This window comes from Pseudomonas sp. PA-1-6B, from assembly GCF_021609545.1.
GTDB lineage: Bacteria > Pseudomonadota > Gammaproteobacteria > Pseudomonadales > Pseudomonadaceae > Aquipseudomonas > Aquipseudomonas fluorescens_BV.
This window is the reverse complement of record NZ_WJZM01000008.1, coordinates 28,569-53,260: the sequence shown is the minus strand read 5'-3', so window position 1 is coordinate 53,260 and position 24,692 is coordinate 28,569. Positions and strand designations below refer to the sequence as shown.

Below are 24,692 nucleotides of genomic sequence, written 5' to 3'. Positions count from 1 at the left end.
CTATCGTGACCCTTCGCACCTATCAGAACCACACGCCAACCCTCGGCGCCGGGGCGTTTGTCGATATTTCGGCGGTGGTGATCGGCGATGTCGAAATCGGCACTGACAGCTCGGTTTGGCCGCTGACCGTGATTCGCGGCGACATGCACCGCATCCGCATCGGTGCGCGCACCAGCGTGCAAGACGGCTGCGTGCTGCACATTACCCATGCCGGGCCGTTCAATCCTGAGGGTTTCCCGTTGCTGATCGGCGACGATGTGACCATCGCCCACAAAGTCATGCTGCATGGCTGCACCGTGGGTAGCCGCGTCCTGATCGGCATGGGCAGTATCGTGATGGATGGCGCCGTGGTCGAAGACGACGTGATCATCGGCGCCGGCAGCCTGGTGCCGCCAGGCAAGAAACTCGACAGTGGTTTTTTATATGTGGGCAGCCCGGTCAAACAGGTTCGCGCATTGACTGACAAAGAACGCGCCTTTTTCACCTACAGCGCTGCGAACTACGTGAAGCTCAAAGATCTGCACCTGGCTGAAGGATTCGATCAATGACCCTGCATCACCCCACCGTCCTGTTCGACCTGGACGGCACCCTCACCGACCCACGCGAGGGCATTACCCGTTCGATCCAGTACGCCCTGGCCAAACTGGGCATTGATGAGCCCGACCTGACCAAACTCGAACACTTCATCGGCCCGCCCTTGCTGCAGGCGTTCATGCAGTTTTACGCCTTCGACGAGGCCAAGGCATGGGAGGCGGTGAATTTCTACCGTGAGCGCTTCAAGGTCACCGGCCTGTACGAAAACCGCGTGTTCGACGGCGTCATGCCGTTATTGGAAGAGCTGAACAGCCAAGGGCGTCAGCTGTACGTAGCCACCTCCAAACCGTGGGAATTTGCCCGCGAGATTGCGCGGCATTTTGACTTTGCCAAGTACTTCAAGGTGATCTACGGCAGCGAACTGGACGGCACGCGTACCAACAAGGTCGAGTTGATCGCGCATTTGATACGTGAGGAACGGCTGGACCCGGCCACCACCTTGATGATTGGTGATCGCAAGCATGACCTGATCGGGGCACGCAGTAATGGGCTGGATTCGGCCGCCGTGGGGTATGGGTTTGGTAGTTTTGAAGAGCTGAGTGCCGAGGCACCGACCTGGCATTTCGAGACGTTGGACCAGATGCATCAGGCGTTTTTGCAGCGTCCTTGAGACCGCTTTCGCAGGCAAGCCAGCTCCCACGGTTGACCGCATGCTCATGTTGAAAATCGGTCAACTGTGGGAGCTGGCTTGCCTGCGAAAAGGCCCTAACGACCAACCGTCTCCAACTGCCTCAACGCCGCTTTACGCTGCTCCACCGGCAGCCCACCCAACCGCTCCACCGCCGCATAAAACCTCACCCAATCCCCACCTTCCCGCGCAAACAACGCCGCAAACGCCGGCACCCATTGGTCATACAACCCAAACGGTAACAGGCGGGCATTGTTCATGGGCTGGTTGATCCAGGCGTCATAACGCTTGTCACCACCCCATTGGCTATCGCGCAGGTGCCGGTATTCGCTGCGCAACTGCTCGAATTGCGCCGCTTTGGCCCGGCGCATCGCGTCCGCTGCCAACGGCTGCGCGTACAACGCCTCCAGGCGTCTACGGGTATCGAGAATCAGCCGGATAAATTGATCGCGTTGCTTCAACGCCGCATCGCCGACAGGCGCCAGGCCCCGCGCCGCACGCCATTGGCGCGTGCCTTCCTGCTCGACAAAACTGGCATAGGACTCGTTGAACTCGGTGTCGTCCTTCACGTAGAAGCGCTGGTGGGCCAGCTCATGGAAGATCAGCGTGGCGAGGCGCTCATCGCCCCAACTCATCATCGAACTCATGATCGGGTCGTTGAACCAGCCCAGGGTGGAGTAGGCCTCCACGCCACCGATCGACACATCCATGCCCTGCTGCCGCAACAGTGCCGCCTCGCCCCGGGCCGCACCTTGGGTGTAGTAGCCGCGATAGGCGACGCAACCGGCGATGGGAAAGCAATGGTTCTGGGGCGACAGAGAAAATTCTTGCGTAGCGAAGACATTCCAGACCACATAGGGTCGGCCAATATCGGCATAGAGTCGGTAACTTTGGTTGTCAGGCAGATGCAGGTGTTCACTGGCAAAGGTTCGAGCTTTCTGCGATTGAGCCAGATGCTCGCGCAGCAGTGGCGGGCGAGCAGGGTCGGCGATGACCTCGGCTACCGGCTCCCGGGCCCGCAACAGGTGCCACTGGCCACTCGCCAACTGGCTGTAATAACTGACACTGGAACAGCCGCTGAGCAGCAAAACCATCAGTCCTGGAAGAAAACGCCTGATCATGCACTGACTGCTCCTGGATGATGGGTTCGCCAGACTATCGCGCTTGCAGGGGATTTTTCCACGGCGTGGCGTGTTTATACTCAAGCCTCTTCTCGTGTTGAGTACTTGCCATGCGCCCGCTCTTGCTTCCCGTCGCCGCTGTATTCCTCAGCGCTTGCGCCTCGACCCCCATCCCCCCCGTGGACCCGCAGCAGGCCTGGGTCGATTTCAGCACGCCGACACCGGGTTCCAAGTTGGTAATGGCTCAGCGCCTGGACGGGAAAAACCTCGACGACGGGCGCTTTTTTCAAATGCCTCCCGGCCCTCACGAGCTGATGGTGCGCTTTGATTTTGAAGTGCCCGCCGGCGGCGGCCTGGGTGGCCTCAGCCAGATGATGTATCGCACCTGCTTCATGACGCTGCAGTACGACCACTTTCAGGCCGGCCAGCGCTATGTGCTGGAAGGGCGCTCACTGGCGTTCACGCCCAACATCCGGCTGTACGACTCAACCCGCCAGCTATTGGCCGAAGAGCGCAGCGTGAACTGCATCTGAGTCAGTCGTTGTTTTTCTGGTAGATGATTGCCTTGGTACCGTTTTCACAGCTGCCGACGACCATAGCTATATCGTGCTTGTCGGCTTCTTCCTTGCTGACGATCTCGAGAGTGTAAGACGGCACGGCATTAGCCTGAATCTTCACTTCGATTTCTTTCCTGAGCTCTTCACAATCTTTTGGCGCGGCCACGGCCGAAGTGGCCAATACACCGCAGATGATTGCCAAGGCAAAACGTTTCATGTGTGGAGCTCCCTGAATGCGCTGCGCACGAGTGTGCGCCTAGGCTGCATGGGCTATTCGACCACATTTTGCAAACACGAGTTCTGATTTAACGCAGAACTAAACATGTGGGAGCGGGCTCGCTCGCCAATACGAAGTGTCAGCCACTGAAGATATCGGCTGATCCACCGCATTCGCGAGCAGGCCCGCTCCCACATGGATTACCGCTGTATCAGTTGACCAGCGTGGCATCCAAGGTGATGGTCGCATTCAGCACCTTGGACACCGGGCACCCTTCCTTGGCCTTTTTGCTCAGTTCATCGAACTGCGCCTGGCTCGCGCCTGGGATTTTGGCTTTCAGGATCAGATGCACTGCTGTAATCGCAAAGCCGCCCTCGACCTGGTCCAGAGTCACTTCGGCCTGGGTGTCGATGCTGTCAGCCTTGAGCCCGGCGTCGCCGAGGATCATGGAAAACGCCATGGAGAAACAGCCGGCGTGAGCCGCGCCGATCAATTCTTCAGGGTTGGTGCCCTTGCCGCCCTCGAAGCGGGCCTTGAAGCCGTAGGGCGCTTCGCGCAGTACGCCGGTTTCCGTGGAAATGGAACCCAGGCCAGTCTTCAGGTCGCCTTCCCAATGCGCGGATGCCTTTTTAACGATACTCATAGCTTTCTCCTCGAACGGTGGTTTTGCGTCGGTAAGGGTTCTGAGGATAGACGTCAAAACAAAGTTCATTCGTAAGAGAAACCTAGCAATCCAGTAGGAAATTTCAGAGCTACCTATTGAATCTCGGGTATATGCCCTCATTGCATAGAGCATGCACATGAAGCGGCAGGTTTTGGTTCGTCTAGAAAGCCTGCGCCCCCATTGGAGAAGCAGGCTGATGAAATCGCTGTCCGACGTAAAATTCTCGACCCTCGACCTGGTGCCCGTACGCGCCAACGGCAGCCCGGCGCAGTCGCTGCGCAATTCCCTGGACCTGGCTCAGCATGTGGAGAAGTTCGGCTACCACCGTTTCTGGGTAGCTGAGCACCACAATATGGACGGCATCGCCAGTTCGGCCACCTCGGTACTGCTCGGTTACCTGGCAGGCGGCACCTCGACTATTCGAGTGGGGTCTGGCGGGGTGATGTTGCCAAACCACGCGCCACTGGTGATCGCCGAGCAGTTCGGCACCCTGGAAAGCCTCTACCCCGGTCGTATTGACTTGGGCCTGGGGCGCGCGCCCGGTTCCGACCAGATGACTGCCCGCGCCCTGCGCCGTGAACGCTCCGGCAGTGCCGATGACTTCCCCGAAGATGTGGCCGAGCTGATGGCCTACTTGGGCCCGCGTACGCCCGACCAACGGGTTATCGCGGTACCGGGCACCGGCACCAATGTGCCGGTGTGGCTGCTGGGTTCAAGCCTGTTCAGCGCGCAATTGGCCGGTGAGCGTGGCTTGCCTTACGCCTTCGCCTCCCATTTCGCACCGCGCTTGATGCATGAGGCGATTCGCGTGTATCGCAATCACTTCAAGCCTTCGGCGGTGCTGGACAAGCCCTACGTGATGCTCGGCATTCCGCTGGTGGCGGCCGACACCGATGAGCAGGCCGATTACCTGGCCACCTCGGTGTACCAGCGTATTCTCGCGTTGATGCGCGGCCAGAGCCTGGTGCAGCGCCCTCCAGTGAAAACCATGGACGGCCTGTGGTTGCCCCATGAAAAAGATGCGGTCGGTAGCTTCCTCGGCTTGGCCATGGTGGGCAGCCCGGCGAAGATTCGCGGCAAGTTGGAGGTGTTGATCGAGCAGACCGGTGCCGATGAGCTGATTTTTACCAGTGACCTGTATGAGCACGCCGACCGGATTCATTCCTACGAGCTGCTTGCACAAGTGATGAAGGGCTGAATGGTAAAACGATAGACCTGTGGCGAGGGAGCTTGCTCCCGCTGGAGTGCGCAGCGCTCCCATTTTTTTTGGGCCGCTACGCAGCACAGCGGGAGTAAGCTCCCTCGCCACAGGTGCGTCGCTTATACAGCACGGGGTTAGCCGCGCTTGTAGGCAATTTCCTTGGTGTCACCTTCGCAGGTGCCAACTACTTTCTGGTCACTTGGCGTAGCACCTTTGTCCACCACTTCCAGCGAATACCCCGAAGCGCCGTTGGCGTCGATTTTCGCTGCGATTTCGCTTTTCAGCTCTTCACAAGGCTTGCCCGCCGCCATAGCGGTACCCGCAATGCTCAACAACCCTACCGCTAACAGAAACTTCTTCATCCGTTACTTTCCTTGCGCTGATCAAAAAGAGCGTGCCGACGCTCATCGCGTCGGCACCCGTTGTTTGTAGCGCAGGTTATGGCAATCGGCCAGCGGGCAAAGTTCAACTCTGCCGATCAACTACTGGCAATGCGGAATCCCACTTTGAGCGTGACCTGGAAGTGCGCAGCCTTGCCATCTTTGATGTGACCACGGGTTTCGGTCACCTCAAACCACTCCAGATGCTTGATGCTTTTGTTGGCTTCAGCCAGGGCATTGTTGATCGCGTCTTCGATGCTGGTGGTGGAAGAGCCTACCAGTTCGACTTTCTTGTACGTGTGATGATCACTCATGGCGTTTCTCCTTTAGGTCGTCAATCAAGACTAGCAGCGAATGTGCGTACTGCTTCAGGCGACCGTTGGGAGGCGAAAGTTCAGAATTACTGCACTTTCTGAAACCGGCGCAGTCGGTATCTACACACGCCACTCAATCACTTCAGGAGACGTCCACATGGCCAACACTTCTTTACGCAAAGCGTCGCTGGAAAGCATGGAAGCCGAGATTTCGAGCCTGCTCAAATCGCTGGAGAGCCTCAAGGACGACGCGTCCGATGAGTCGCGCAAAACGCTGAAGGCCTTGAAAAGCAACGCCGAGAACGCCCTCAAGCACTCTCGCCACCTGATCAGCGACGCCTACGAAGAAAGCAAAGTCAAAATCCGCGAAACCAGCGCTGCCACCCGTGACTACGCACAAGAGCACCCCTGGACGACCGCCGGTGTCGCCGTTGGCGCGCTGGGCCTGCTGGCGGCTTATCTGCTGTGCAAACGCGGTGACTGATCGACCGGTTACATCGGTTGACGCAACAGCTCAGCCTTGAGCCATCGTGCCAACTGCCCGGCGCGCCCGTCTGCGGCGCGCTTGGGTAGCCACAACGCCAGGTGCGCCGGGGTTTCACTGAACCCCCACGGCGCCACCAGGCGACCCGCTCGCAGGTCCTCTGCCACCAGCGGTTCTGGCGCAATTGCCACTCCCAAGCCGGCAACCGCCGCTTCCAGCAGATAATACAAATGCTCAAACCCCTGGCCGAGTTTCAGCGCGCCGGGCTCTAGGCCGTGTTGCCGTGCCCAACTGGGCCAGGCTTGCGGCCTTGAGGTGGTGTGAAGTAAGGGTTGCTCCAGCAGATCCGACGCTGGGGCCTGACGCAGGTGTTCAAAACCGGCGAAGCGGGGGCTCAAGACCGGGCCGATGCGCTCGCTGGCCAGCTCATACACCTGCATATCCGCCGGCCACGGCGGCTCAGCGAATACCAGCAAGGCATCCAGCCCCGGGCGGCGCGGGTCCAGATCGCCTTCGCCTGCCGACAGGTGCAAGCGTAAATCCGGCAAGTCGGCATTCAACCGCCCCAGTCGAGGGATAAACCAACGCGCCAGCAAGCTGCCTGAACAACCAAGAACGAAGGGCGCGTCAGCGCCGCGTTGGGTGAGTTCGGCGCACACGTCGCGCAACCGCTCGAAAGCCTCGCTGCTGGCATCTCGTAGCCTGACGCCGGCATCTGTGAGTTTAAGGCCGCGCCCATCCTTGATGAACAGGCTCACGCCCAAGTGCTCCTCCAGCACTTTCAACTGGCGGCTGACCGCGCCATGGGTCACGTGCAATAGCTCCGCAGCCTGGCTGACGCTGTTAAGGCGAGCGGTGGCTTCAAAAGCGCGCAGGGCATTGAGGGGAGGGAGGTCGCGGCTCATCTGTGAGTTTTCCTGACAGGTTGCGGCGATCTTATCGGTTTTCAGGCCAGAGCGTCACGAGTAGAGTGACCGTCATTGCCTTTAAACACATTTTTCCTGGAGCGTCCCATGACTCAGTCCCAGACCGATCTACGCAACGGCCCTGACGCCAACGGCCTGTTTGGTGCGTTCGGCGGCCGCTACGTCGCTGAAACCCTGATGCCGTTGATTCTCGACCTGGCCCGTGAATACGAAGCGGCGAAGGTAGATCCGGCGTTTAACGAAGAATTGGCCTACTTTCAGCGCGATTATGTCGGGCGCCCAAGCCCGCTGTATTTTGCCGAACGCCTGACCGAGTTCTGCGGCGGCGCCAAGATCTACCTCAAGCGCGAAGAGCTCAACCACACCGGCGCGCACAAGATCAACAACTGCATCGGCCAGATCCTGCTGGCCCGGCGCATGGGCAAGAAACGCATCATCGCCGAAACCGGCGCCGGCATGCACGGCGTGGCCACCGCAACCGTGGCGGCGCGCTTTGGCCTGCAATGCGTGATCTACATGGGCACCACCGACATCGAGCGCCAGCAGGCCAACGTGTTCCGCATGAAGCTGCTGGGCGCCGAGGTCATCCCCGTGGTCGCCGGCACCGGCACCCTCAAAGACGCCATGAACGAAGCCCTGCGCGACTGGGTAACCAATGTCGACAGCACCTTCTACCTGATCGGTACCGTGGCCGGGCCACACCCATACCCGGCGATGGTGCGCGACTTCCAGGCCGTGATCGGCAAGGAGACCCGCACCCAGTTGCAAGCCCAGGAAGGCCGCCTGCCGGACAGCCTGGTGGCGTGCATCGGCGGCGGTTCCAACGCCATGGGCCTGTTCCACCCATTCCTGGATGACACCAGCGTCGAGATCATCGGTGTTGAAGCCGCAGGCCATGGCATCGAAACCGGCAAGCACGCTGCCAGCCTCAACGGCGGCGTACCGGGCGTGCTGCACGGCAACCGCACCTTCCTGCTGCAGGACGACGACGGCCAGATCATCGACGCCCACTCGATTTCCGCAGGCCTGGACTACCCCGGCATCGGCCCGGAACACGCCTGGTTGCATGACATCGGCCGCGTCCAGTACACCTCGGTAACGGACGATGAAGCCCTGGAAGCCTTCCACAAATGCTGCCGCCTGGAAGGGATCATTCCGGCACTGGAAAGCGCCCACGCCCTGGCTGAAGTATTCAAGCGCGCGCCAAACTTGCCCAAGGATCACCTGATGGTGGTCAACCTCTCGGGCCGTGGCGACAAAGACATGCAGACCGTGATGCACCATATGGAACAGTCCAAGCAGGAGAAACACTGATGAGCCGCCTGCAAACCCGCTTTGCGCAACTTAAAGAACAAAATCGCGCCGCCCTGGTGACCTTCGTCACCGCTGGCGACCCCGGCTATGACACCTCGCTGGCGATCCTCAAGGGCTTGCCGGCCGCCGGCGCCGACGTGATCGAGCTGGGCATGCCCTTCACCGACCCGATGGCCGATGGCCCGGCCATCCAGCTGGCCAATATCCGCGCGCTGGCCGCCAAGCAGAACCTGTTGAAAACCCTGCAGATGGTTCGCGAGTTCCGCCAGGACAACAACGACACGCCGCTGGTGTTGATGGGCTATTTCAACCCGATCCACAAATACGGCGTGTCGCAGTTCATTGCCGATGCCAAGGCAGCTGGCGTCGACGGCCTGATCGTGGTGGACATGCCCCCCGAGCACAACGGCGAGCTGTGCGACCCGGCCCAGGCCGCAGGCATCGATTTTATCCGCCTGACCACGCCGACCACCGATGACGTGCGCCTGCCTACTGTGCTCAATGGCAGCTCCGGGTTTGTGTATTACGTGTCGGTCGCCGGTGTCACCGGAGCGGGTGCCGCCACCCTGGAGCACGTCGAAGAAGCCGTGACCCGCCTGCGCCGCCATACCGACCTGCCTATCAGCATCGGCTTTGGTATCCGCACACCGGACCAGGCAGCGGCCATCGCACGCCTGGCGGACGGGGTGGTAGTGGGTTCGGCGCTGATCGATCACATCGCCACGGCCAAGAACGACCAGCAAGCCATTGATGGCGTGCTGACCCTGTGCGCGGCGCTGTCGGAAGGTGTGCGCAACGCACGCAAGTAAGCTATACGTCGCAACCGCCACAGCTTATACGCTAGGCTTCAAAGGAGGTGGGCATGTCGCCCACCTCCTTTTTTAACGCACTTCGTGCCCTTTGCCGTCTAACCACCTTCGCAAGCCCCGCAGTCCTTGCCCCTCGGTCGTTAAGTTAGCCGCATCAGAAGTCATTCTTGGCTCTCAGGAGTACATCATGGCATTTGATCTCATCACCGTTTCAGACCGTCGCCACTCAACCCTGCAAAAGGGTTTCAATCTGCGCTGGCCCTTGGGCAATGTGCAGGGCCAGTCTTCGCCCAATGGCGCCAACCTGATTTACCTTTGCCGCAGCCCGCAAGACATCATGGACGCCGCCGCCCAGGCATTGGCCCTGCCCAATGGGCGCATCACCGTACGCAGCGGCGGTCATTGCTACGAAGGGTTTGTCGCCAACAAGATGCCCGACAGTCCGGATGAGGTGCTGTCGATCCTGGATATCAGCGCGCTGAACCGAGTGGTCTACGATGCCAGCGGCCAGATCGGTTCCGAGCTGAGCCGCACGCAGCCTTTTCGCTACCGCTTTCGCCTGGAGGCCGGCGGCCAGAACTGGGACGCCTATGGCGCGTTGTACAAGCTGGCCAACAAAACCTTGCCCGGCGGCTCATGCTATAGCGTGGGCCTGGGCGGACACATTTGCGGTGGCGGCTATGGGCTGCTGTCGCGCAAGTATGGACTGGTGTGTGACTGGCTCAGCGGGGTCGACATCCTGGTGCCTGACAGCCAAGGCAAAGGGCTCGAACCGCGCCATGTCAGCAGGGACAGCACCCAACAGGACGAATTGGACCTGTTCGCCGCGTGCTGCGGTGCGGGGGGTGGTCAATTTGGCATTATCACCAGCTATTACTTCAAGGACCTGCCACCGGCCCCCAAAGAAGTACTGTGGCTGGTGTTGGAATGGGATTGGTCAGTACTGACCCAGGATGCACTAAACAATCTGCTGGTGGCTTACCAGCTATGGTTCGCCAGTCATCAGAGCAACCCGGACACCTGGGGCCTGGCGACCAAACTGGAAATGCGCCACGAGCACACAGGCAATATCACCTTGGGCATCCATTATGTGGACAAGGAGGGTGAGCTCAACGACCGTGCGCCCTTCGATGATTTTGTCGACAAGATGCTCACGGCCATCGGCTTACCTGCCACCGAGTCGCTGGTGCCGTTTCATGTGGTCCATTTGCCGCCTGGCACAGCCGGCGGGCGCCCCATCGACTCAGTCTCATCCGCCCAGGCTGCGGCGCGGCGCCTGGACTGGCTGGTGTGCCAGCAAACATTGAATGGTTCGGGAGACAATCAGCGTGGGCGCTATAAATCGGCCTATCAGAAAGGTGAGTTCAGCCCCCAAGTGCTACAGGCCATCTGGACTACCCTGACCTGGCCGGACCCTGACAACCACCTGACACAAAGCCTGATCCAGATTCAGTCCTTCGGCGGCCAGATCAACGCCGCCAGCGCGCCCGTGCGCAAGGAGTCGTCGGCCGCCCAGCGTTCGTCCTTCCTCAAGTGGCAACCCCAGTGTTACTGGCACGACGACAGCGCGGCCGCGGATCAAGCCCATGCCGACTGGATCCGAGGGCTGTACGTCAATGCGTTTGCCGATGCGCAAGGCGTACCGCTCAACAATGCGTTCGAAGGCTGCTACATCAATTACCCCGACCTCGACATGACTTACACAGGCGGTAATCCGGCCAACGGCAAAAACCCCCAGTGGTACAAAATCTTCTTTCCCGATCTAATGATCGAAAGCCGCTTGCGCCGTACCAAGCAGCGCTGGGACCCGCACAATATATTTCGCAACGAGATGTCGGTGCCGTAGAACGAAAAAAGGGCGACCCGAAGGTCGCCCTCTTTACAGTTCTATCCGCTCGACTTTGCCGACCAGCAATATGTAGGAAAGCGCGCCGAGCAGCGCCAGGACCGCAATGTAGGTAATGGCCGGCGCAAATGACGAGCCACTGGCCAGAAAGCCAATCACGATAGGCGTGGCAATTGCCGCCAGGTTGCCGATGAAGTTGAACACCCCGCCGGTCAGCCCCAGCAGACGGGCAGGCGCCAGGGTCGACACCAGCGACCAGGTGATCGACGCCAGGCCATTGCCGAAAAACGCCACCGCCAGAAACGCGATAACCCACCCCGTCGAGTCCACATAGTTGGCCCCGATGATCGCCGTGGAAATCAGCAGCCCGCTGATGATCGGCAACTTGCGCGCAAAGCCTACCGACGCCCCACGGCGAATCAGCCAATCGGAAAACACCCCCGAACACAGCACGCCCACAAACGCGGCCAGGAACGGCAAGGAGGCCAGCAAGCCAGACTGGATAAAGTCCATGCCGCGATATTTCACCAGGTACGTCGGGAACCAGGTCAGGAAGAACCACAGCGTGGAGTTCAGGCAAAACTGGCCCAGGTAGATGCCCCACAGCTTGCGTTTGCTCAGCACGATGCCGAGGTCGGTCCAGCTGAAGGGTGCCTTGACGGTTTTAGCCTGCATGTCCACCAGACCGCCACCGTCGCGGATCAGTTGGATTTCGGCTTCGTTGGCGCCTTTGAAATCTTTGGGCTCGCGGTACACCGCGTACCAGATCGCGGCCCACAGGATGCCGACGCCACCGGTCACCACAAACACCATGTGCCAGCCGTACTGGTGCTGCAGCCACGCCAGCACCGGGGTGAGGAAGGCCAGGCCGACGAATTGCCCGGAGGTATAGACGCCGATAGCCGTGGCGCGCTCGCGCTCGGGAAACCAGGTGGTGACCACACGGCTGTTGATGGGATAGGCCGGCGCCTCCAACGCGCCCACGGCCATGCGCAGCACGAACAGCGCGATAAAGCTGGCGGCGAAACCGAGCATCACGGTGGCAATCGACCACAGCAGCAGGGCGGCCGTGTAGAGAATGCGCGGCGGCACCCGGTCTACCAGCCAGCCACCCGGGATTTGCATGGCGGCGTAGGTCCAACCGAAGGCAGAGAAAATCAGCCCGACTTGCACCGGGTCGATCCCCAGCTCGCTGGTCAGCGCGGGCGCGGCAATCGACAGGTTGCTACGGTCGAGGTAGTTGATGACCACGGTGATGAACAGCAGCACCATGATGAAAAAGCGCTTTCTGCTAGGCGTGACTAAGGGAGCCTGCCCGGTGAGGGATTCAGGGTGCATGGGGGTGCCTCTTTTTATATTTGTTGAGGAAGGAACGCGCTCAATGTGGGAGCTGGCTTGCCTGCGATGGCGGCATAAATGGCACCACTGCAGTGACTGGCCCACCGCCATCGCAGGCAAGCCAGCTCCCACATTTTTTAGCGCGTTTCAATCAGGTGGAAATCACCACTCGGCAAAACTGCCATCGGCATGGCGCCAGATCGGGTTGCGCCAGCGATGGCCGATGGCCGCGCGCTCAACCACATACTCCTCGTTGATCTCAATGCCCAGACCTGGGCCGTTGGGGATTTTTACAAAGCCCTGGTCATAGTCGAACACGCCCGGATCTCGCACGTAGTCGAGCAAATCGTTGCTTTCATTGTAGTGAATGCCCAGGCTCTGCTCCTGGATAAACGCGTTGTAGCAAACCGCATCCAGTTGCAGGCATGCCGCCAAGGCAATCGGGCCCAGCGGGCAGTGCAGGGCCAAGGCCACGTCGTAGGCTTCGGCCATGTTGGCGATCTTGCGGGTTTCGGTGATACCACCCGCGTGGGAGGCGTCCGGCTGGATGATGTCGACGTAGCCTTCGCTGAGCACCCGCTTGAAATCCCAGCGCGAGAACAGGCGCTCGCCCAGGGCGATCGGCGTACTGGTCAGCGGTGCCAGTTCTTTCAGCGCTTCGTAGTTTTCGCTGAGCACCGGCTCTTCAATGAACATCAGTTTGTACGGGTCGAGCTCTTTCATCAGCACCTTGGCCATCGGCTTGTGCACGCGGCCATGGAAGTCGACGCCGATACCCACGTTAGGGCCGACCGCATCGCGCACGGCAGCGACGTTGGCCAGGGCCAGGTCGACTTTTTCGAAGCTGTCGACAAACTGCAATTCTTCGGTGCCATTCATCTTCACGGCTGTGAAGCCACGGGCCACCGCCTCTTTGGCGGCACGGGCAGTGTCGGCGGGGCGGTCACCGCCGATCCATGAGTACACGCGGATCTTGTCACGCACCTGGCCGCCCAGCAGATCGCTGACCGATACACCGAGGGCCTTGCCCTTGATGTCCCACAACGCCTGGTCGATGCCGGCGAGGGCGCTCATGTGCACCGCGCCGCCTCGGTAGAAGCCACCGCGATAGAGCACGGTCCAGATATCTTCGATATTGCGAGGGTCTTTGCCGATCAGGTAGTCGGACAGTTCTTCGACGGCGGCGGCCACCGTGTGAGCGCGGCCCTCGACCACAGGCTCACCCCAGCCGGTCACACCCTGGTCGGTTTCGACCTTGAGGAAGCACCAGCGCGGCGGAACGATAAAGGTCGTCAGTTTGGTGATTTTCATCTCTTGTCTCTCTTATAGATGCAGCGCCTGTGGGCGCGGAATATGCTCTCAGCTCAGGGCTTTCCAGGCGGCGACATAAGCCTGGGCACGGCTCGCAACCTGATCCACTGTCATGCCCGGCTTGAACAGTCCGGAACCCAATCCGAAGCCCTTGGCGCCGACGTCGGTAAACACCTGCATGTTGTCCGGGGTAATGCCGCCCACCGGCAGCAGCAACGTGCCCGCCGGCAATACCGCCAGCCATGCCTTGATCACTGAAGGGCCCATCTGCTCGGCCGGGAACAGCTTCAACACATCGGCGCCTTCGGCCAGTGCGGCAAAGGCTTCGGTAGGCGTGGCTACCCCAGGCGACAAGTACAGGCCCGCCGCTTTGGCGGCACGCAGCACCTTGGCATCGCTGTGGGGCATGACGATCACCTGGCCTCCGGCCGCCTTGACCTGTTCGACCTGCTCAGGCGTCAACACCGTGCCGGCACCGATCAGGCAATCGGCGGGCAAGCTGTCGCGCAGGGTACGGATACTGGTGTAGGGGTCTGGCGAGTTGAGCGGCACTTCGATCACGCGAAAACCCGCGTCGTACAGCACCTGGCCGACCGCCTGGGCTTCGTCGGGGCGTAGGCCGCGCAGGATGGCGATCAAACCGTTTTGTGCGAGTGCTTGCTTGAGCATGTCAGGCCTCCAGTACAGGTCGAATGAGCCCGGCGGCTTGCGCCAGTTGCCACAGGCCACGCTCGGTGGCTTCTTGCGCCAGGCTGACGTGGGCAAATCCGCAAAGGGCGAGGGCGCGTTGATAGCGGGCGCAAAGTGCAGCAGCGCCGACCAGGATGATCGGCTGATGTTTGGCCGAGTCTGGCAAGCCGGCGAGCTCATGTCCGATGAGCAGGCCAGATAGGTAATCGGGTTGCTGGTCGGGCGCCAGCTGCGCCGTGAGCCCAAGGGTACGGGCACTGAACAGAGTCGAAAGCACGCCACGCTGGCCATCGTTGGACAGTGCCACGCGCACGCCTTGATCAAACGCCTCGGCCTGGAACTGCTCGCTCGCTTGTTGGGTACGCCCCAGGATGCTGTGCTTGCTCAACACCGCAAACACTTCGCCAGTCATGAAGGTATCGAAATGGGTAATGCGGCCTTCCACCACCTCGACCCACTTGGAATGGCTGCCGGGCAGGCCGATCAACACCTGGGGCCCAAGCCCTTGCAGTACGCCGAGCACTTGGGTTTCTTCGCCACGCATGACATTGGGCAGACCCACTTGCTCGATCACCCCCGGCACGATATGCACCTGCACCCCACGCAGGCTGCGTATGCCATGCAATGCCTGGCCGAGACTGGCGACATCCACGGGCGTGCTGCGATAGGCCGCCTCGCTCCAACCCTGTGCGCTGCCGACCATGCCGCAAGCGATCACCGGTAGCCCGGGCTGGGCATCAAGCCAATCGCCACAGGCGCTATCGAACGCCAGCTCAAAGCCGTCAGTGCATAGCACACCGGCTATTTCCCGGGGCTCTGTGGGCAAATGCATGATGCCCCAGGCTTGCGAGCGCTGTTCCAGCACAACGCCCGCGGGGCCGAGTTTGTAAGCACGAAGGGAGCTGGTCCCCCAATCGAGCGCGATCAATTGCGCCTGCATCGCTTCACCTGAAATGAGTGGGTGCTGAAAAAAGCAGATGGGCGAATATAAACCTAGGGGGCGCAATATCTCAATATATAAATATCAATCCCATATAATGAGACAAGACAAGATAAATCCTACAACTATTCTTGTTTTTACTTAGGGAAAGACACGGATTTATCGGGTAAGAAAGGTTAAAAAATCGACAAGTCCAGCTCGCGCATCGCGCCCATCCAGATGGCGTAATCGGTGTGGTCCTTGAGGTCGTCACCGGTTTCAGGGTGCAGGAACACCACCAGACCATTGCGATGCAGCGCCAGCCACGGCAACACCACGCCGATATATTCCGGCTCGAACGCCAGCTGGCAACTCCAATCCGGGTGCGGGCCCACGGGCCGCTCGTGCACGCGGCCCATGCGCAGCGGGAACAACTTGGCGGCCTCTTCACAGAGCGTGCGCGCTTGCTCGATCGTGCTGGCGTCGAAGTAGATATGGGCGTGGTAGCCCTTGATACGTTGCATGACTGACTCCGGTTCCACTGTGCGCCGATCCTAGACCGCAATCGACGGCAGAGCCAGCCCGGTCAAAGACTGCGCGCTGCTGGCCTGCTCCGCCACCAACCACTCGACAAAGCGGTCCACCAACTGCCCGCGGCGTTTGCGCTGGGGCTGCACCACGTAATAGCCCAAGCGCGACGTCACTGTGGGGCTGATCGGCCGGCACAGCCAATTCTGCTCCAGCAGGTTATCCACCAGGTGGCGCCAGCCGATGGCGACGCCCTGGCCGGCAATCGCCGCCTGGATCAGCAAGGTGTAGTTGTCAAAGCGCAATTGCCCAGGGGTCGGCGCAGCCGTGATACCCAATTCACGGAACACACCGTTCCAGTCGAACCACTGGCTGTTGTTTTCCTGGCGCAGGTGCAGCAACGGGCAGTCTTGCAAGGTCTGCACCGTCAGGGGCGCGACCTGCTCCTTGAGCCACTGTGGGCTGCACACCGGGAACACTTCCTCATTGAACAACCACAGGCTCTCGCCCTGCTTGAAACGGCCATCGCCGAACAGCACCGCCACATCAATATCGCTGCGCAGGGTGGCCGGGTTGCGCTCACTGGTGACCAGGCTGACATCCACCTGCGGGTTGGCCTGGTGAAAGCGATGCAGCCTTGGCATCAGCCAATAGGCGGCGAAGGCAAAGTCGGTGGCGACTTGCAGCACTTCATGCTGACTTTGTTGAGTGATGGCGCCGAGCCCCTGGTTGATGTTCTGCAGGCCGCCTTGCACATGCTCGAACAGCAGGGCACCGGCGTCGGTCAGTTCGATGCCGCGGTAAATGCGATCAAACAGGCGGATCGCCAGTTGCTCTTCAAGGCGTTTGATTTGCTGGCTGACCGCCGGTTGGGTGGTACCCAGCTCCATCGCGGCCGCGGTGAAACTGCGATGGCGTGCCGCCGCCTCAAAGGCGCGCAGCAAATCGAGAGAAAGGTCACCAAGCGCCTCATACATAAGCTCAACTTATCCTAGTCATTGCTGCGCATGGGCTTTACCCCATAATTCATGGACTGCATGCTCATTGGCATAAACACTGCCTATGGAATGCCGAGAAACCATGAAGCGCAAGAACATTCTTTTCATCATGGCCGATCAGATGGCCGCGCCGATGCTGCCGTTCTACGGGCCTTCCCCGATCAAGCTGCCCAACCTCAGCCGCCTGGCGGCACAAGGCGTGGTGTTCGACGCCGCCTATTGCAACAGCCCGCTGTGCGCACCGTCGCGCTTCACCTTGGTCAGCGGCCAGTTGCCGAGCAAGATCGGCGCCTACGACAACGCCGCCGATTTCCCCGCCGATGTGCCGACCTATGCCCACTACTTGCGCCGCCTGGGCTACCGCACCGCACTGTCGGGCAAGATGCACTTCTGCGGCCCCGACCAGTTACACGGCTATGAGGAGCGCCTGACCAGCGACATCTACCCCGCCGACTATGGCTGGGCAGTGAACTGGGATGAGCCAGACGTACGCCCTACCTGGTATCACAACATGTCCTCGGTGCTGCAAGCCGGCCCGTGCGTGCGCACCAACCAGCTGGATTTCGACGAAGAGGTGGTGTTCAAGGCCCAGCAATATCTGTTCGACCATATCCGTGAGGAAGGTGACCAGCCGTTTTGCCTGACGGTGTCGATGACCCATCCCCACGACCCTTACACCATTCCCAAGCCGTTCTGGGACTTGTACGCAGACACCGACATCCCAATGCCCGCGACGCCGCCCCAGGCCGACCTCGACCCGCATTCCCAGCGGCTGCTCAAGGTTTATGACTTGTGGGACAAACCGCTGCCTGTGGATAAGATCCGCGACGCCCGCCGCGCCTACTTCGGTGCGTGCAGCTACATCGACAGCAACGTCGGCAAGCTGCTGCAGACCCTGGAAGACACCGGCCTGGCCGACGACACCCTGATCATTTTCTCTGGCGACCACGGCGACATGCTTGGCGAGCGCGGCCTCTGGTACAAAATGCACTGGTTTGAAATGGCCGCCCGCGTGCCGCTGCTGATCAGTGCGCCGGGGCAGTTCGCCGCTGGCCGCGTCACCCAGGCCGTGTCGACCGCCGACTTGTTGCCCACCCTGGTGGAATTGGCCGGCGGGGAACTGGACCCGCACTTGCCGCTGGACGGCCGCTCACTGGTCCCGCACTTGCAGGGGCAGGGCGGGCATGACGAAGTGTTTGGCGAATACATGGCCGAAGGCACCGTCAGCCCATTGATGATGATTCGCCGGGGCGCCTACAAATTCATCTACAGCGAGGACGATCCTTGCCTATTGTTCGATGTTAACAACGACCCGAGCGAGCAGGAAAACCTCAGCCAGTCAGCTGAACATCGGCCATTGTTCGAGGCGTTCTTGCGTGAAGCGCGGGCTAAATGGGATATCCCGGCGATCCATCAACAGGTGCTCGCCAGCCAACGCCGTCGCCGCCTGGTGTTTGAAGCGCTGACCCATGGCAAGCTCAAGAGCTGGGATCACCAGCCACTGGTAGACGCCAGTCAGCAGTACATGCGCAACCATATCGACCTTGATGACCTGGAGCGCAAAGCACGTTTTCCACAACCCTGCCAAAACCAATAAGTAGACAGAGGGAAGGCCATGCAAAAGTTGACCGTGGTACTGAGTTTGGTGATGCTCAGCAGCGCCCAGGTGTACGCAGACACGCGCTGCGAAACGGTAAAGATGGCCGACCCAGGCTGGAGCGATATTGCCGCCACCAACGCTATCACCAGTTTCTTGCTGACGGGCATGGGCTATCAACCCAAGGTCGACACCCTGGCGGTGCCGATCATCTTCGGCGGGCTCAAGGACGGCCAGGTGGATGTCTTCCTTGGCAACTGGATGCCGGCGCAGCAAGGCTTCTACGACAAGTTCGTGGCCAACGGCGATGTGGTGCAACTGGCGAAGAACCTGGAGGGCACCGAGTTCACCCTCGCCGTGCCGGACTATGTGTGGGACGCCGGGGTGCATGACTTCGCCGACCTGAACACATTTGCCGACAAGTTCGACAAGAAGATCTACGGCATCGGCTCCGGCGCGCCGGCCAATATCTCGTTGCAGGAAATCATCAAAAAGAATGATTTCAACCTGGGGCAGTGGAAGCTGATCGAGTCCAGCGAACAGGCGATGCTCGCAGAGGTCTCGCGAGCGGTGAAGAAACAGCGTTTCATCACCTTTCTCGGCTGGACCCCGCACCCGATGAACGTGCAACTGAAAATGCGCTACCTCAAGGGCGGCGAGCAGTACTTTGGTGCCACCGGCAGCGTCTATACCTTGACCCGCAAGGGTTACGCACAAGCGTGCCCCAATATCGGAAAACTGCTGACCAACCTGAGTTTTACCCAGGCCATGGAGAACAGCATCATGGCTGACGTGGCCAACAACAAGGTCAGCAATGCGCAGGCGGCAAAGGCGTGGATCAAGGCCAACCCGGCAGTGCTGGACCAATGGCTGAAGGACGTGAAAACCCTGGATGGCCAGGAGGCGTTGCCGGCGGTAAAAGCCAAACTCTGATGCTTGCCGGCGACCCTGTGGGAGCTGGCTTGCCTGCGATAGCATAACCCCGGTATGCCTGTCACACCGAGGCGCCAGCATCGCAGGCAAGCCAGCTCCCACACGTACCCATGCATTGATACTCTTGCCAAAACCCTTTACCCGAGCCTGCGATGCCCCGGCCCAACCGCCATACACTTTTGCCCTTCCTGCGCTGGCTGCCGCGCCAAACCCGCGCCAGCGTCGGCCGGGATGCCATCGTCGGCCTCAGCGGCGCGGTGCTTGCGCTGCCGCAGTCGATTGCCTACGCACTGATCGCCGGTCTCCCACCCGAATACGGGCTCTACGCCGCCATCATCCCGGTATTGATCGCTTGCCTGTGGGGCTCGTCCTGGCACCTGATCTGCGGGCCCACGGCCGCCATCTCCATCGTGCTTTACGCCAGCATCAGCCCATTGGCCGTGCCAGGTTCACAGGACTACATCACCCTCATCCTGTTACTGACATTCCTCGCCGGGGTGTTCCAGTGGTTGCTCGGCCTGCTGCGCTTCGGCGCGTTGGTGAACTTTGTCTCCCATTCGGTGGTGCTGGGATTCACCCTGGGCGCCGCCGTAGTGATCGCCTTGGGGCAACTGCCCAACCTGCTCGGCTTGGATTTACCGAGCCAGGCCACGGCCATCAATGGCCTGCTGGCGCTGATCGACCATCGTGGCGAGTGGGACCACGCGTCCCTGGCCCTGGGGCTGGGTACGTTGCTGGCAGGTATGCTGCTCAAGTACCTGGTGCCACGCTGGCCGACATTGTTGATCGCATTGGTGTTGGGCAGCGTGGCGGCATGGCTGTGGCCGGCGATGTTCGGGCATGTGGCACGGGTCAGTTCGTTTATTGGCAAACTACCGCCGTTCAGCCCGTTGCCAATGGATCTGGATCTGGTGCTGCGCCTGCTGCCCAGTGCCGTGGCGGTGGGGATGTTGGGGTTGGTGACCAGCCTGTCGATTGCCCGTTCGCTGTCCGTCCGCTCGCAACAACTGCTCGACGCCAACCAGGAAGTACGCGCCCAGGGTTTATCCAACATCGTGGGCGGATTTTTTTCCGGCTACTTGTCAGCCGGATCGTTCACCCGCTCGGGTCTCAGTTATGAGGCGGGTGCCTGTTCGCCATTGGCGGGGGTGTTTTCGGCCCTGTGGGTGGCGCTATTCGCGTTATTTGGCGCAGCGTTGATTGCGCATATTCCGATCCCGAGCATGGCGGCGAGCATCCTGCTGATCTGCTGGGGCCTGGTGGACCACCGCGGCATTCGTGCGCTGTTCCGGGTCAGCCGCGCCGAATTTGTGGTGATGAGCCTGACCTGTGTCGCCACCTTGTTGTTGGAGCTGCAAACGGCGATCTATGCCGGGGTACTGGCGTCGCTGTTTTTCTACCTCAAGCGCACCTCGCAGCCACGGGTGCAACACTGGCGCGACGGTGAAGCGGATGTGTTGCGGGTGGGCGGCTCGATCTTTTTTGGCGCCAGTCATTACCTGCAAGTGCGCCTGCAACGTCTGCAGGGTGAGCGGGTGGTGATCGAGGCGCAGCAGATCAACTTTATCGACTATTCCGGGGTGGAGATGCTGCACCAGGAGGCGCGGCGGTTGGCGGGGTTGGGCCGTAGCTTGACGTTGCGTGGGGCCAGGCCGCAGGTGGTTGAGGAGTTAATGAAGCTGGAGGGGCCGGATAACTGCCCCCTCCATTTCGAAGACTAAACCCGATCAACTGTGGGAGCTGGCCAATTGCAGGCGCAGTTCGGCCAGTACGGGCGCCGAATCCGGACGCACACCGCGCCACAGCAAGAAGGCTTCCGCCGCTTGTTCCACCAGCATGCCCAAGCCATCCATCGCCACCGCCGCGCCTTGCTCGCTCGCCCAGCGGCAGAATGCAGTGGGTTCCTTGGCGTACATCATGTCGTAGCAGAAGGTCTTGCCCGGCTCGATCAGGCTGCCGGCAATCGGCGGTACATCGCCTGACAGGCTGGCCGACGTGGCATTGATGATCACGTCCACCGGCTCACGCAACCAGTCGTAACCACTGGCAGACACCGGGCCCAGGTCATCGAACAGCTCAGCCAGTCGCTCGGCCTTTTCCACGGTGCGGTTGGCGATGATCAACGACGAGGGTTGCTGCGCCAGCAATGGCTCCAGCGCACCGCGCACCGCGCCACCGGCGCCCAATAACAGGATGCGTTTGCCTTGCAGGCTCAGCCCGGCATTGACCGTCAAGTCGCGCACCAGGCCCGCGCCGTCGGTGTTGTCGCCCAACAACGTGCCGTCAGCCAATTTGCTCAAGGTGTTCACGGCGCCGGCGCGCTGCGCCCGTTCGGTCAGGGTATTGGCCAAGCGATAGGCCTCTTCCTTGAACGGCACGGTCACGTTGGCGCCACGGCCGTGTTGGAAGAACTCACGGGCACAGGCGGTGAAGTCCTCCAACGGCGCGAGCATCGTGCTGTAGTCCAGTTGTTCGCCGGTCTGGGCAGCGAACAGACAGTGAATCAGCGGCGATTTGCTATGGCCGATGGGGTTGCCGAACACCACATAACGGTCCATCACACCGCCGCCTTGGGCGCGGCAACGCCGAGCCAGTCACGGTCTTGCAGGAAGTAGTCGGTGAGGCGCGCCTCTTCGCTGCCGGCTTCGGCCTTCCAGTCGTAGCTCCAGCGTACCTGAGGTGGCAGCGACATCAGGATCGACTCCGTACGCCCGCCCGATTGCAGGCCGAACAGGGTGCCACGGTCATAGACCAGGTTGAACTCAACGTAGCGGCCCCGGCGGAACTCCTGGAACTGGCGTTGTTGCTCGGTGTACGCCATGGCCTTGCGACGCTGCACAATTGGCAGGTAGGCATCGATGTAGGCATCGCCGATGGCGCGGATGAAGGCGAAGCAGGTGTCAAAGCCCCACTCGTTCAAGTCATCGAAGAACAGGCCACCGATGCCACGGGGCTCGTTGCGGTGCTTGATGTGGAAGTAGGTGTCACACCAGGCCTTGTAGCGTGAGTACACGTCCGGGCCAAACGGTGCACAGGCCTGCTCGGCCACGCGGTGCCAGTGAATACAGTCTTCTTCATTGCCGTAATACGGGGTGAGATCGAAGCCACCACCGAACCACCACACCGGTTCTTCGCCTTCTTTTTCAGCGATGAAAAACCGCACATTGGCGTGGGAAGTCGGTACATGCGGATTATGCGGATGGATCACCAGCGACACACCCAGGGCCTCAAACCCACGGCCCGCCAGTTCAGGGCGATGGGCACTGGCAGACGGTGGCAAACCGCTGCCGAACACGTGGGAAAAGTTGACACCGCCTTTTTCGATAACCGAACCGTTTTCCATCACTCGGGTACGACCGCCACCGCCGGCTGGCCGGGTCCAGGCGTCTTCGATAAAGCGAGTGTCCGTCTCGAAGGTTTCCAGGGCGCTGCAAATGCGGTCTTGCAGGTCAAGCAGGTAGGCTTTAACGGCCTCGGTGCGGGTAGTCATGGCATCACCTTGAATCGGGCAAAGCTACGCGAGGCCCATGGGGCGTCGGCGGCAAATGGGCGCACAGGATACCACTGCGCCTACATGCCACTGCACTTAGGTGCGCCGCAGTTGACGAAGATCAAGCTTAGGAGTCCGATAGGGGGCTACGCAGATTCGAACCCAAGGAGAAGTGCAGATGGCCAAACGTATCCAGTTCAGCGCCCATGGCGGCCCCGAAGTACTTGAGTATGTGGATTACACGCCAGCGGAGCCAGGCCCACAGCAGGTTCGGGTGCGCAACGAGGCCATCGGCCTGAACTTCATCGACACCTATTTCCGCAGTGGTCTCTACGCGCCACCCGCCCTGCCATCGGGCCTGGGTGCGGAAGGCGCTGGCGTGGTGGACGCGGTGGGCAGTGAAGTCAGCCAATTCAAAGTTGGCGACCGCGTGGCCTACGGCAGCGGCCCGCTGGGTGCCTACAGCGAGCTGCATGTGTTGCCTGCCGCCAACCTGGTGCACCTGCCGGATGAGATCAGCTTCGAACAGGCCGCCGGTGCCATGCTCAAAGGCCTGACCGTGCAATACCTGTTGCGCCAGACCTATGAGCTCAAAGGCGGTGAAACCATTTTGTTCCACGCCGCTGCGGGTGGCGTGGGTTCCCTGGCCTGCCAATGGGCCAAGTCCCTGGGGGTGAAGTTGATCGGCACGGTCAGTTCCCCGGAAAAAGCCGCCCTGGCCAAATCACTCGGCGCCTGGGAAACCATCGACTACAGCAAGGAAGATGTCGCACAACGCGTACTGGAATTGACTGACGGCAAGAAGTGCCCGGTGGTGTACGACGGCGTCGGCAAGGACACCTGGCTGACCTCACTGGATAGTGTGGCGCCGCGGGGTTTGGTGGTGAGCTTCGGCAACGCATCGGGTGCGGTGGATGGGGTGAACCTGGGGATTCTGTCGGCGAAGGGTTCGCTGTACGTAACCCGGCCAACGTTGGCGACCTACGCCAACAATGCTGCAAACTTGCAGGCGATGGCGGACGATCTGTTTTCGATGATCAAGAGCGGCAAGGTGCGCATTGATATCAACCAGCGCTACCCGCTGGCGGAGGCGGCCAAAGCGCAGACGGAGTTGTCGGGGCGGCGCACGACTGGCTCAACCATCCTGCTGCCTTAAGGGCCTCATCGCAGGCAAGCCAGCTCCCACATTGATGAGTGTTCGCGGTTAATGTGGGAGCTGGCTTGCCTGCGATGAATGCACTGCGGTCTCAGGAGGGGCGCACCACATCACCCGTCACCAGGTCCCGAATCAGGCTCGGGTTCTTGCGCCCACCCAAGGCGCCGCCCAACACCAGGTCCACTTGCCCGCGAAAATACTGCTCCACGCGAATCCGCGTGCGGGCTGCCGGGCGGCCCTGTGGGTTGGCCGAGGTGGAAATCAACGGGCCGACCTCGGCGCACAAATCTCTCACCAACGGATGATCACTGACCCGCAGCGCTACGGTGTCATGCACACCCGTGACCCATTCGGGCAGCAAGTCTTGATGGGGCACCAGCCACGTATTCGGCCCTGGCCAGGTGCTGGCCATGCGTTCGATCCATGTGTCCGGGAAATCTTCAAACAGAAAGTCGAACTGACGAATATTGTCCGCCACCAGGATCAGGCCTTTGTCGACCGAGCGGTTCTTGATCGCCAGCAGCCGATCCACTGCTTCTTCGTTCCACGGGTCGCAGCCCAGGCCCCAGACCGCTTCGGTCGGATAGGCGATCACCGCGCCTGCGCGAATTTCCCGTGCGGCTTCCAGCACACGCCACCTGTTGACCATTGTTTACTCTCCGGACTAAAGCTCTGGG

27 protein-coding genes are annotated in these 24,692 nt (G+C 60.7%); 12 read left to right on the top strand and 15 right to left on the bottom strand.

Annotation, left to right across the window (positions count from 1 at the left end):
* The first annotated feature begins 5 nt into the window (after positions 1–5).
* Positions 6–548, top strand: a complete 543-nt coding sequence (locus GIV35_RS06565) for a gamma carbonic anhydrase family protein (protein ID WP_044270245.1) — start codon at positions 6–8, stop codon at positions 546–548.
* A complete protein-coding gene (locus tag GIV35_RS06560; RefSeq protein ID WP_236264111.1) occupies positions 545–1,204 on the top strand; it encodes an HAD family hydrolase in 660 nt (219 codons plus the stop codon). The genes GIV35_RS06565 and GIV35_RS06560 overlap by 4 nt, the downstream gene beginning before the upstream one ends.
* A gap of 95 nt (positions 1,205–1,299) precedes the next feature.
* Here the strand turns inward: GIV35_RS06560 and GIV35_RS06555 are convergent, their stop codons facing one another.
* Entirely contained in the window at positions 1,300–2,343 is a 1,044-nt protein-coding gene (locus tag GIV35_RS06555; RefSeq protein WP_236264109.1) for an aminopeptidase, read from the bottom strand.
* Between the two features lie 110 nt (positions 2,344–2,453).
* Between GIV35_RS06555 and GIV35_RS06550 the strand changes: the two genes are divergently transcribed.
* The gene (locus GIV35_RS06550; RefSeq protein WP_054920967.1) at positions 2,454–2,876 is read left to right on the top strand and encodes a PA0061/PA0062 family lipoprotein; all 423 of its coding nucleotides are present in this window, start codon (positions 2,454–2,456) and stop codon (positions 2,874–2,876) included.
* A gap of 1 nt (position 2,877) precedes the next feature.
* Here GIV35_RS06550 and GIV35_RS06545 read toward each other — a convergent pair whose 3' ends face one another.
* Together GIV35_RS06545 and GIV35_RS06540 are read right to left on the bottom strand one after the other, a co-directional pair.
* The gene (locus GIV35_RS06545) at positions 2,878–3,117 is read right to left on the bottom strand and encodes a DUF1161 domain-containing protein (protein ID WP_047712795.1); all 240 of its coding nucleotides are present in this window, start codon (positions 3,115–3,117) and stop codon (positions 2,878–2,880) included.
* Positions 3,118–3,328: 211 nt separating this feature from the next.
* Positions 3,329–3,760 carry an OsmC family protein gene (locus GIV35_RS06540; protein WP_003187311.1) on the bottom strand — a complete coding sequence of 144 codons (432 nt, stop codon included), beginning with the start codon at positions 3,758–3,760 and terminating at the stop codon, positions 3,329–3,331.
* Positions 3,761–3,977: 217 nt separating this feature from the next.
* Between GIV35_RS06540 and GIV35_RS06535 the strand changes: the two genes are divergently transcribed.
* Positions 3,978–4,979: an LLM class flavin-dependent oxidoreductase gene (locus GIV35_RS06535; protein WP_034129211.1), complete on the top strand. Its 1,002-nt coding sequence runs from the start codon at positions 3,978–3,980 to the stop codon at positions 4,977–4,979.
* Positions 4,980–5,116: 137 nt separating this feature from the next.
* Here GIV35_RS06535 and GIV35_RS06530 read toward each other — a convergent pair whose 3' ends face one another.
* Both GIV35_RS06530 and GIV35_RS06525 read right to left on the bottom strand, forming a co-directional pair.
* Positions 5,117–5,344 carry a DUF1161 domain-containing protein gene (locus GIV35_RS06530; RefSeq protein ID WP_105225279.1) on the bottom strand — a complete coding sequence of 76 codons (228 nt, stop codon included), beginning with the start codon at positions 5,342–5,344 and terminating at the stop codon, positions 5,117–5,119.
* Positions 5,345–5,460: 116 nt separating this feature from the next.
* The gene (locus tag GIV35_RS06525; RefSeq protein WP_005783406.1) at positions 5,461–5,676 is read right to left on the bottom strand and encodes a dodecin; all 216 of its coding nucleotides are present in this window, start codon (positions 5,674–5,676) and stop codon (positions 5,461–5,463) included.
* 157 nt (positions 5,677–5,833) lie between these two features.
* On the opposite strand from GIV35_RS06525, the gene GIV35_RS06520 reads away from it, so the two are divergent.
* Positions 5,834–6,160: a DUF883 family protein gene (locus GIV35_RS06520; protein ID WP_003187304.1), complete on the top strand. Its 327-nt coding sequence runs from the start codon at positions 5,834–5,836 to the stop codon at positions 6,158–6,160.
* Between the two features lie 8 nt (positions 6,161–6,168).
* On the opposite strand, the gene GIV35_RS06515 is transcribed toward GIV35_RS06520, so the two are convergent.
* Entirely contained in the window at positions 6,169–7,065 is an 897-nt protein-coding gene (locus tag GIV35_RS06515) for a LysR family transcriptional regulator (RefSeq protein ID WP_236264107.1), read from the bottom strand.
* A 108-nt stretch (positions 7,066–7,173) separates the two neighbouring features.
* Here GIV35_RS06515 and trpB point away from each other — a divergent pair, with 108 nt between their 5' ends.
* The 3 genes from trpB to GIV35_RS06500 all read left to right on the top strand — a co-directional run bounded on the left by trpB (position 7,174) and on the right by GIV35_RS06500 (position 11,055).
* Entirely contained in the window at positions 7,174–8,400 is a 1,227-nt protein-coding gene (gene trpB / locus GIV35_RS06510) for a tryptophan synthase subunit beta (RefSeq protein ID WP_014716306.1), read from the top strand.
* Positions 8,400–9,209 (top strand): tryptophan synthase subunit alpha, encoded by an 810-nt coding sequence (gene trpA / locus GIV35_RS06505; RefSeq protein ID WP_014716305.1) that lies wholly within the window; start codon positions 8,400–8,402, stop codon positions 9,207–9,209. The genes trpB and trpA overlap by 1 nt, the downstream gene beginning before the upstream one ends.
* Positions 9,210–9,396: 187 nt before the next feature.
* On the top strand, positions 9,397–11,055 hold the full coding sequence (locus GIV35_RS06500) for an FAD-dependent oxidoreductase (RefSeq protein WP_236264106.1): 1,659 nt from the start codon (positions 9,397–9,399) through the stop codon (positions 11,053–11,055).
* A 33-nt stretch (positions 11,056–11,088) separates the two neighbouring features.
* Here GIV35_RS06500 and GIV35_RS06495 read toward each other — a convergent pair whose 3' ends face one another.
* The 6 genes from GIV35_RS06495 to GIV35_RS06470 form a co-directional block, all read right to left on the bottom strand.
* The gene (locus GIV35_RS06495) at positions 11,089–12,393 is read right to left on the bottom strand and encodes an MFS transporter (RefSeq protein WP_165861682.1); all 1,305 of its coding nucleotides are present in this window, start codon (positions 12,391–12,393) and stop codon (positions 11,089–11,091) included.
* A 162-nt stretch (positions 12,394–12,555) separates the two neighbouring features.
* A complete protein-coding gene (gene dgoD / locus GIV35_RS06490; RefSeq protein WP_003187297.1) occupies positions 12,556–13,704 on the bottom strand; it encodes a galactonate dehydratase in 1,149 nt (382 codons plus the stop codon).
* Positions 13,705–13,752: 48 nt separating this feature from the next.
* On the bottom strand, positions 13,753–14,373 hold the full coding sequence (locus GIV35_RS06485; protein WP_223022958.1) for a 2-dehydro-3-deoxy-6-phosphogalactonate aldolase: 621 nt from the start codon (positions 14,371–14,373) through the stop codon (positions 13,753–13,755).
* Between the two features lies 1 nt (position 14,374).
* Positions 14,375–15,334, bottom strand: a complete 960-nt coding sequence (locus GIV35_RS06480; protein ID WP_034129204.1) for a 2-dehydro-3-deoxygalactonokinase — start codon at positions 15,332–15,334, stop codon at positions 14,375–14,377.
* A 176-nt stretch (positions 15,335–15,510) separates the two neighbouring features.
* On the bottom strand, positions 15,511–15,837 hold the full coding sequence (locus GIV35_RS06475) for a DOPA 4,5-dioxygenase family protein (protein WP_200647470.1): 327 nt from the start codon (positions 15,835–15,837) through the stop codon (positions 15,511–15,513).
* A gap of 30 nt (positions 15,838–15,867) precedes the next feature.
* Entirely contained in the window at positions 15,868–16,818 is a 951-nt protein-coding gene (locus tag GIV35_RS06470) for a choline sulfate utilization transcriptional regulator (RefSeq protein ID WP_105225273.1), read from the bottom strand.
* A 103-nt stretch (positions 16,819–16,921) separates the two neighbouring features.
* On the opposite strand from GIV35_RS06470, the gene betC reads away from it, so the two are divergent.
* From betC to GIV35_RS06455, 3 genes are all read left to right on the top strand, one after another.
* A complete protein-coding gene (gene betC, locus GIV35_RS06465; RefSeq protein ID WP_105225272.1) occupies positions 16,922–18,436 on the top strand; it encodes a choline-sulfatase in 1,515 nt (504 codons plus the stop codon).
* A gap of 18 nt (positions 18,437–18,454) precedes the next feature.
* Positions 18,455–19,369, top strand: coding sequence for a choline ABC transporter substrate-binding protein (gene choX, locus GIV35_RS06460; protein ID WP_236264105.1), 915 nt, complete (start codon positions 18,455–18,457; stop codon positions 19,367–19,369).
* Positions 19,370–19,521: 152 nt separating this feature from the next.
* Positions 19,522–21,090, top strand: coding sequence for a SulP family inorganic anion transporter (locus GIV35_RS06455; RefSeq protein ID WP_213153183.1), 1,569 nt, complete (start codon positions 19,522–19,524; stop codon positions 21,088–21,090).
* Positions 21,091–21,096: 6 nt separating this feature from the next.
* Here the strand turns inward: GIV35_RS06455 and aroE are convergent, their stop codons facing one another.
* Together aroE and hemF are read right to left on the bottom strand one after the other, a co-directional pair.
* On the bottom strand, positions 21,097–21,927 hold the full coding sequence (aroE, locus tag GIV35_RS06450) for a shikimate dehydrogenase (protein WP_213153182.1): 831 nt from the start codon (positions 21,925–21,927) through the stop codon (positions 21,097–21,099).
* Positions 21,927–22,859: an oxygen-dependent coproporphyrinogen oxidase gene (gene hemF, locus GIV35_RS06445; protein ID WP_014716294.1), complete on the bottom strand. Its 933-nt coding sequence runs from the start codon at positions 22,857–22,859 to the stop codon at positions 21,927–21,929. Before hemF ends, aroE begins: the two co-directional genes overlap by 1 nt.
* A gap of 178 nt (positions 22,860–23,037) precedes the next feature.
* Here hemF and GIV35_RS06440 point away from each other — a divergent pair, with 178 nt between their 5' ends.
* Positions 23,038–24,015 carry a quinone oxidoreductase family protein gene (locus GIV35_RS06440; protein WP_105225267.1) on the top strand — a complete coding sequence of 326 codons (978 nt, stop codon included), beginning with the start codon at positions 23,038–23,040 and terminating at the stop codon, positions 24,013–24,015.
* A 91-nt stretch (positions 24,016–24,106) separates the two neighbouring features.
* Here GIV35_RS06440 and GIV35_RS06435 read toward each other — a convergent pair whose 3' ends face one another.
* Positions 24,107–24,664 carry an L-threonylcarbamoyladenylate synthase gene (locus GIV35_RS06435; protein ID WP_014716292.1) on the bottom strand — a complete coding sequence of 186 codons (558 nt, stop codon included), beginning with the start codon at positions 24,662–24,664 and terminating at the stop codon, positions 24,107–24,109.
* Positions 24,665–24,692 lie beyond the last annotated feature (28 nt).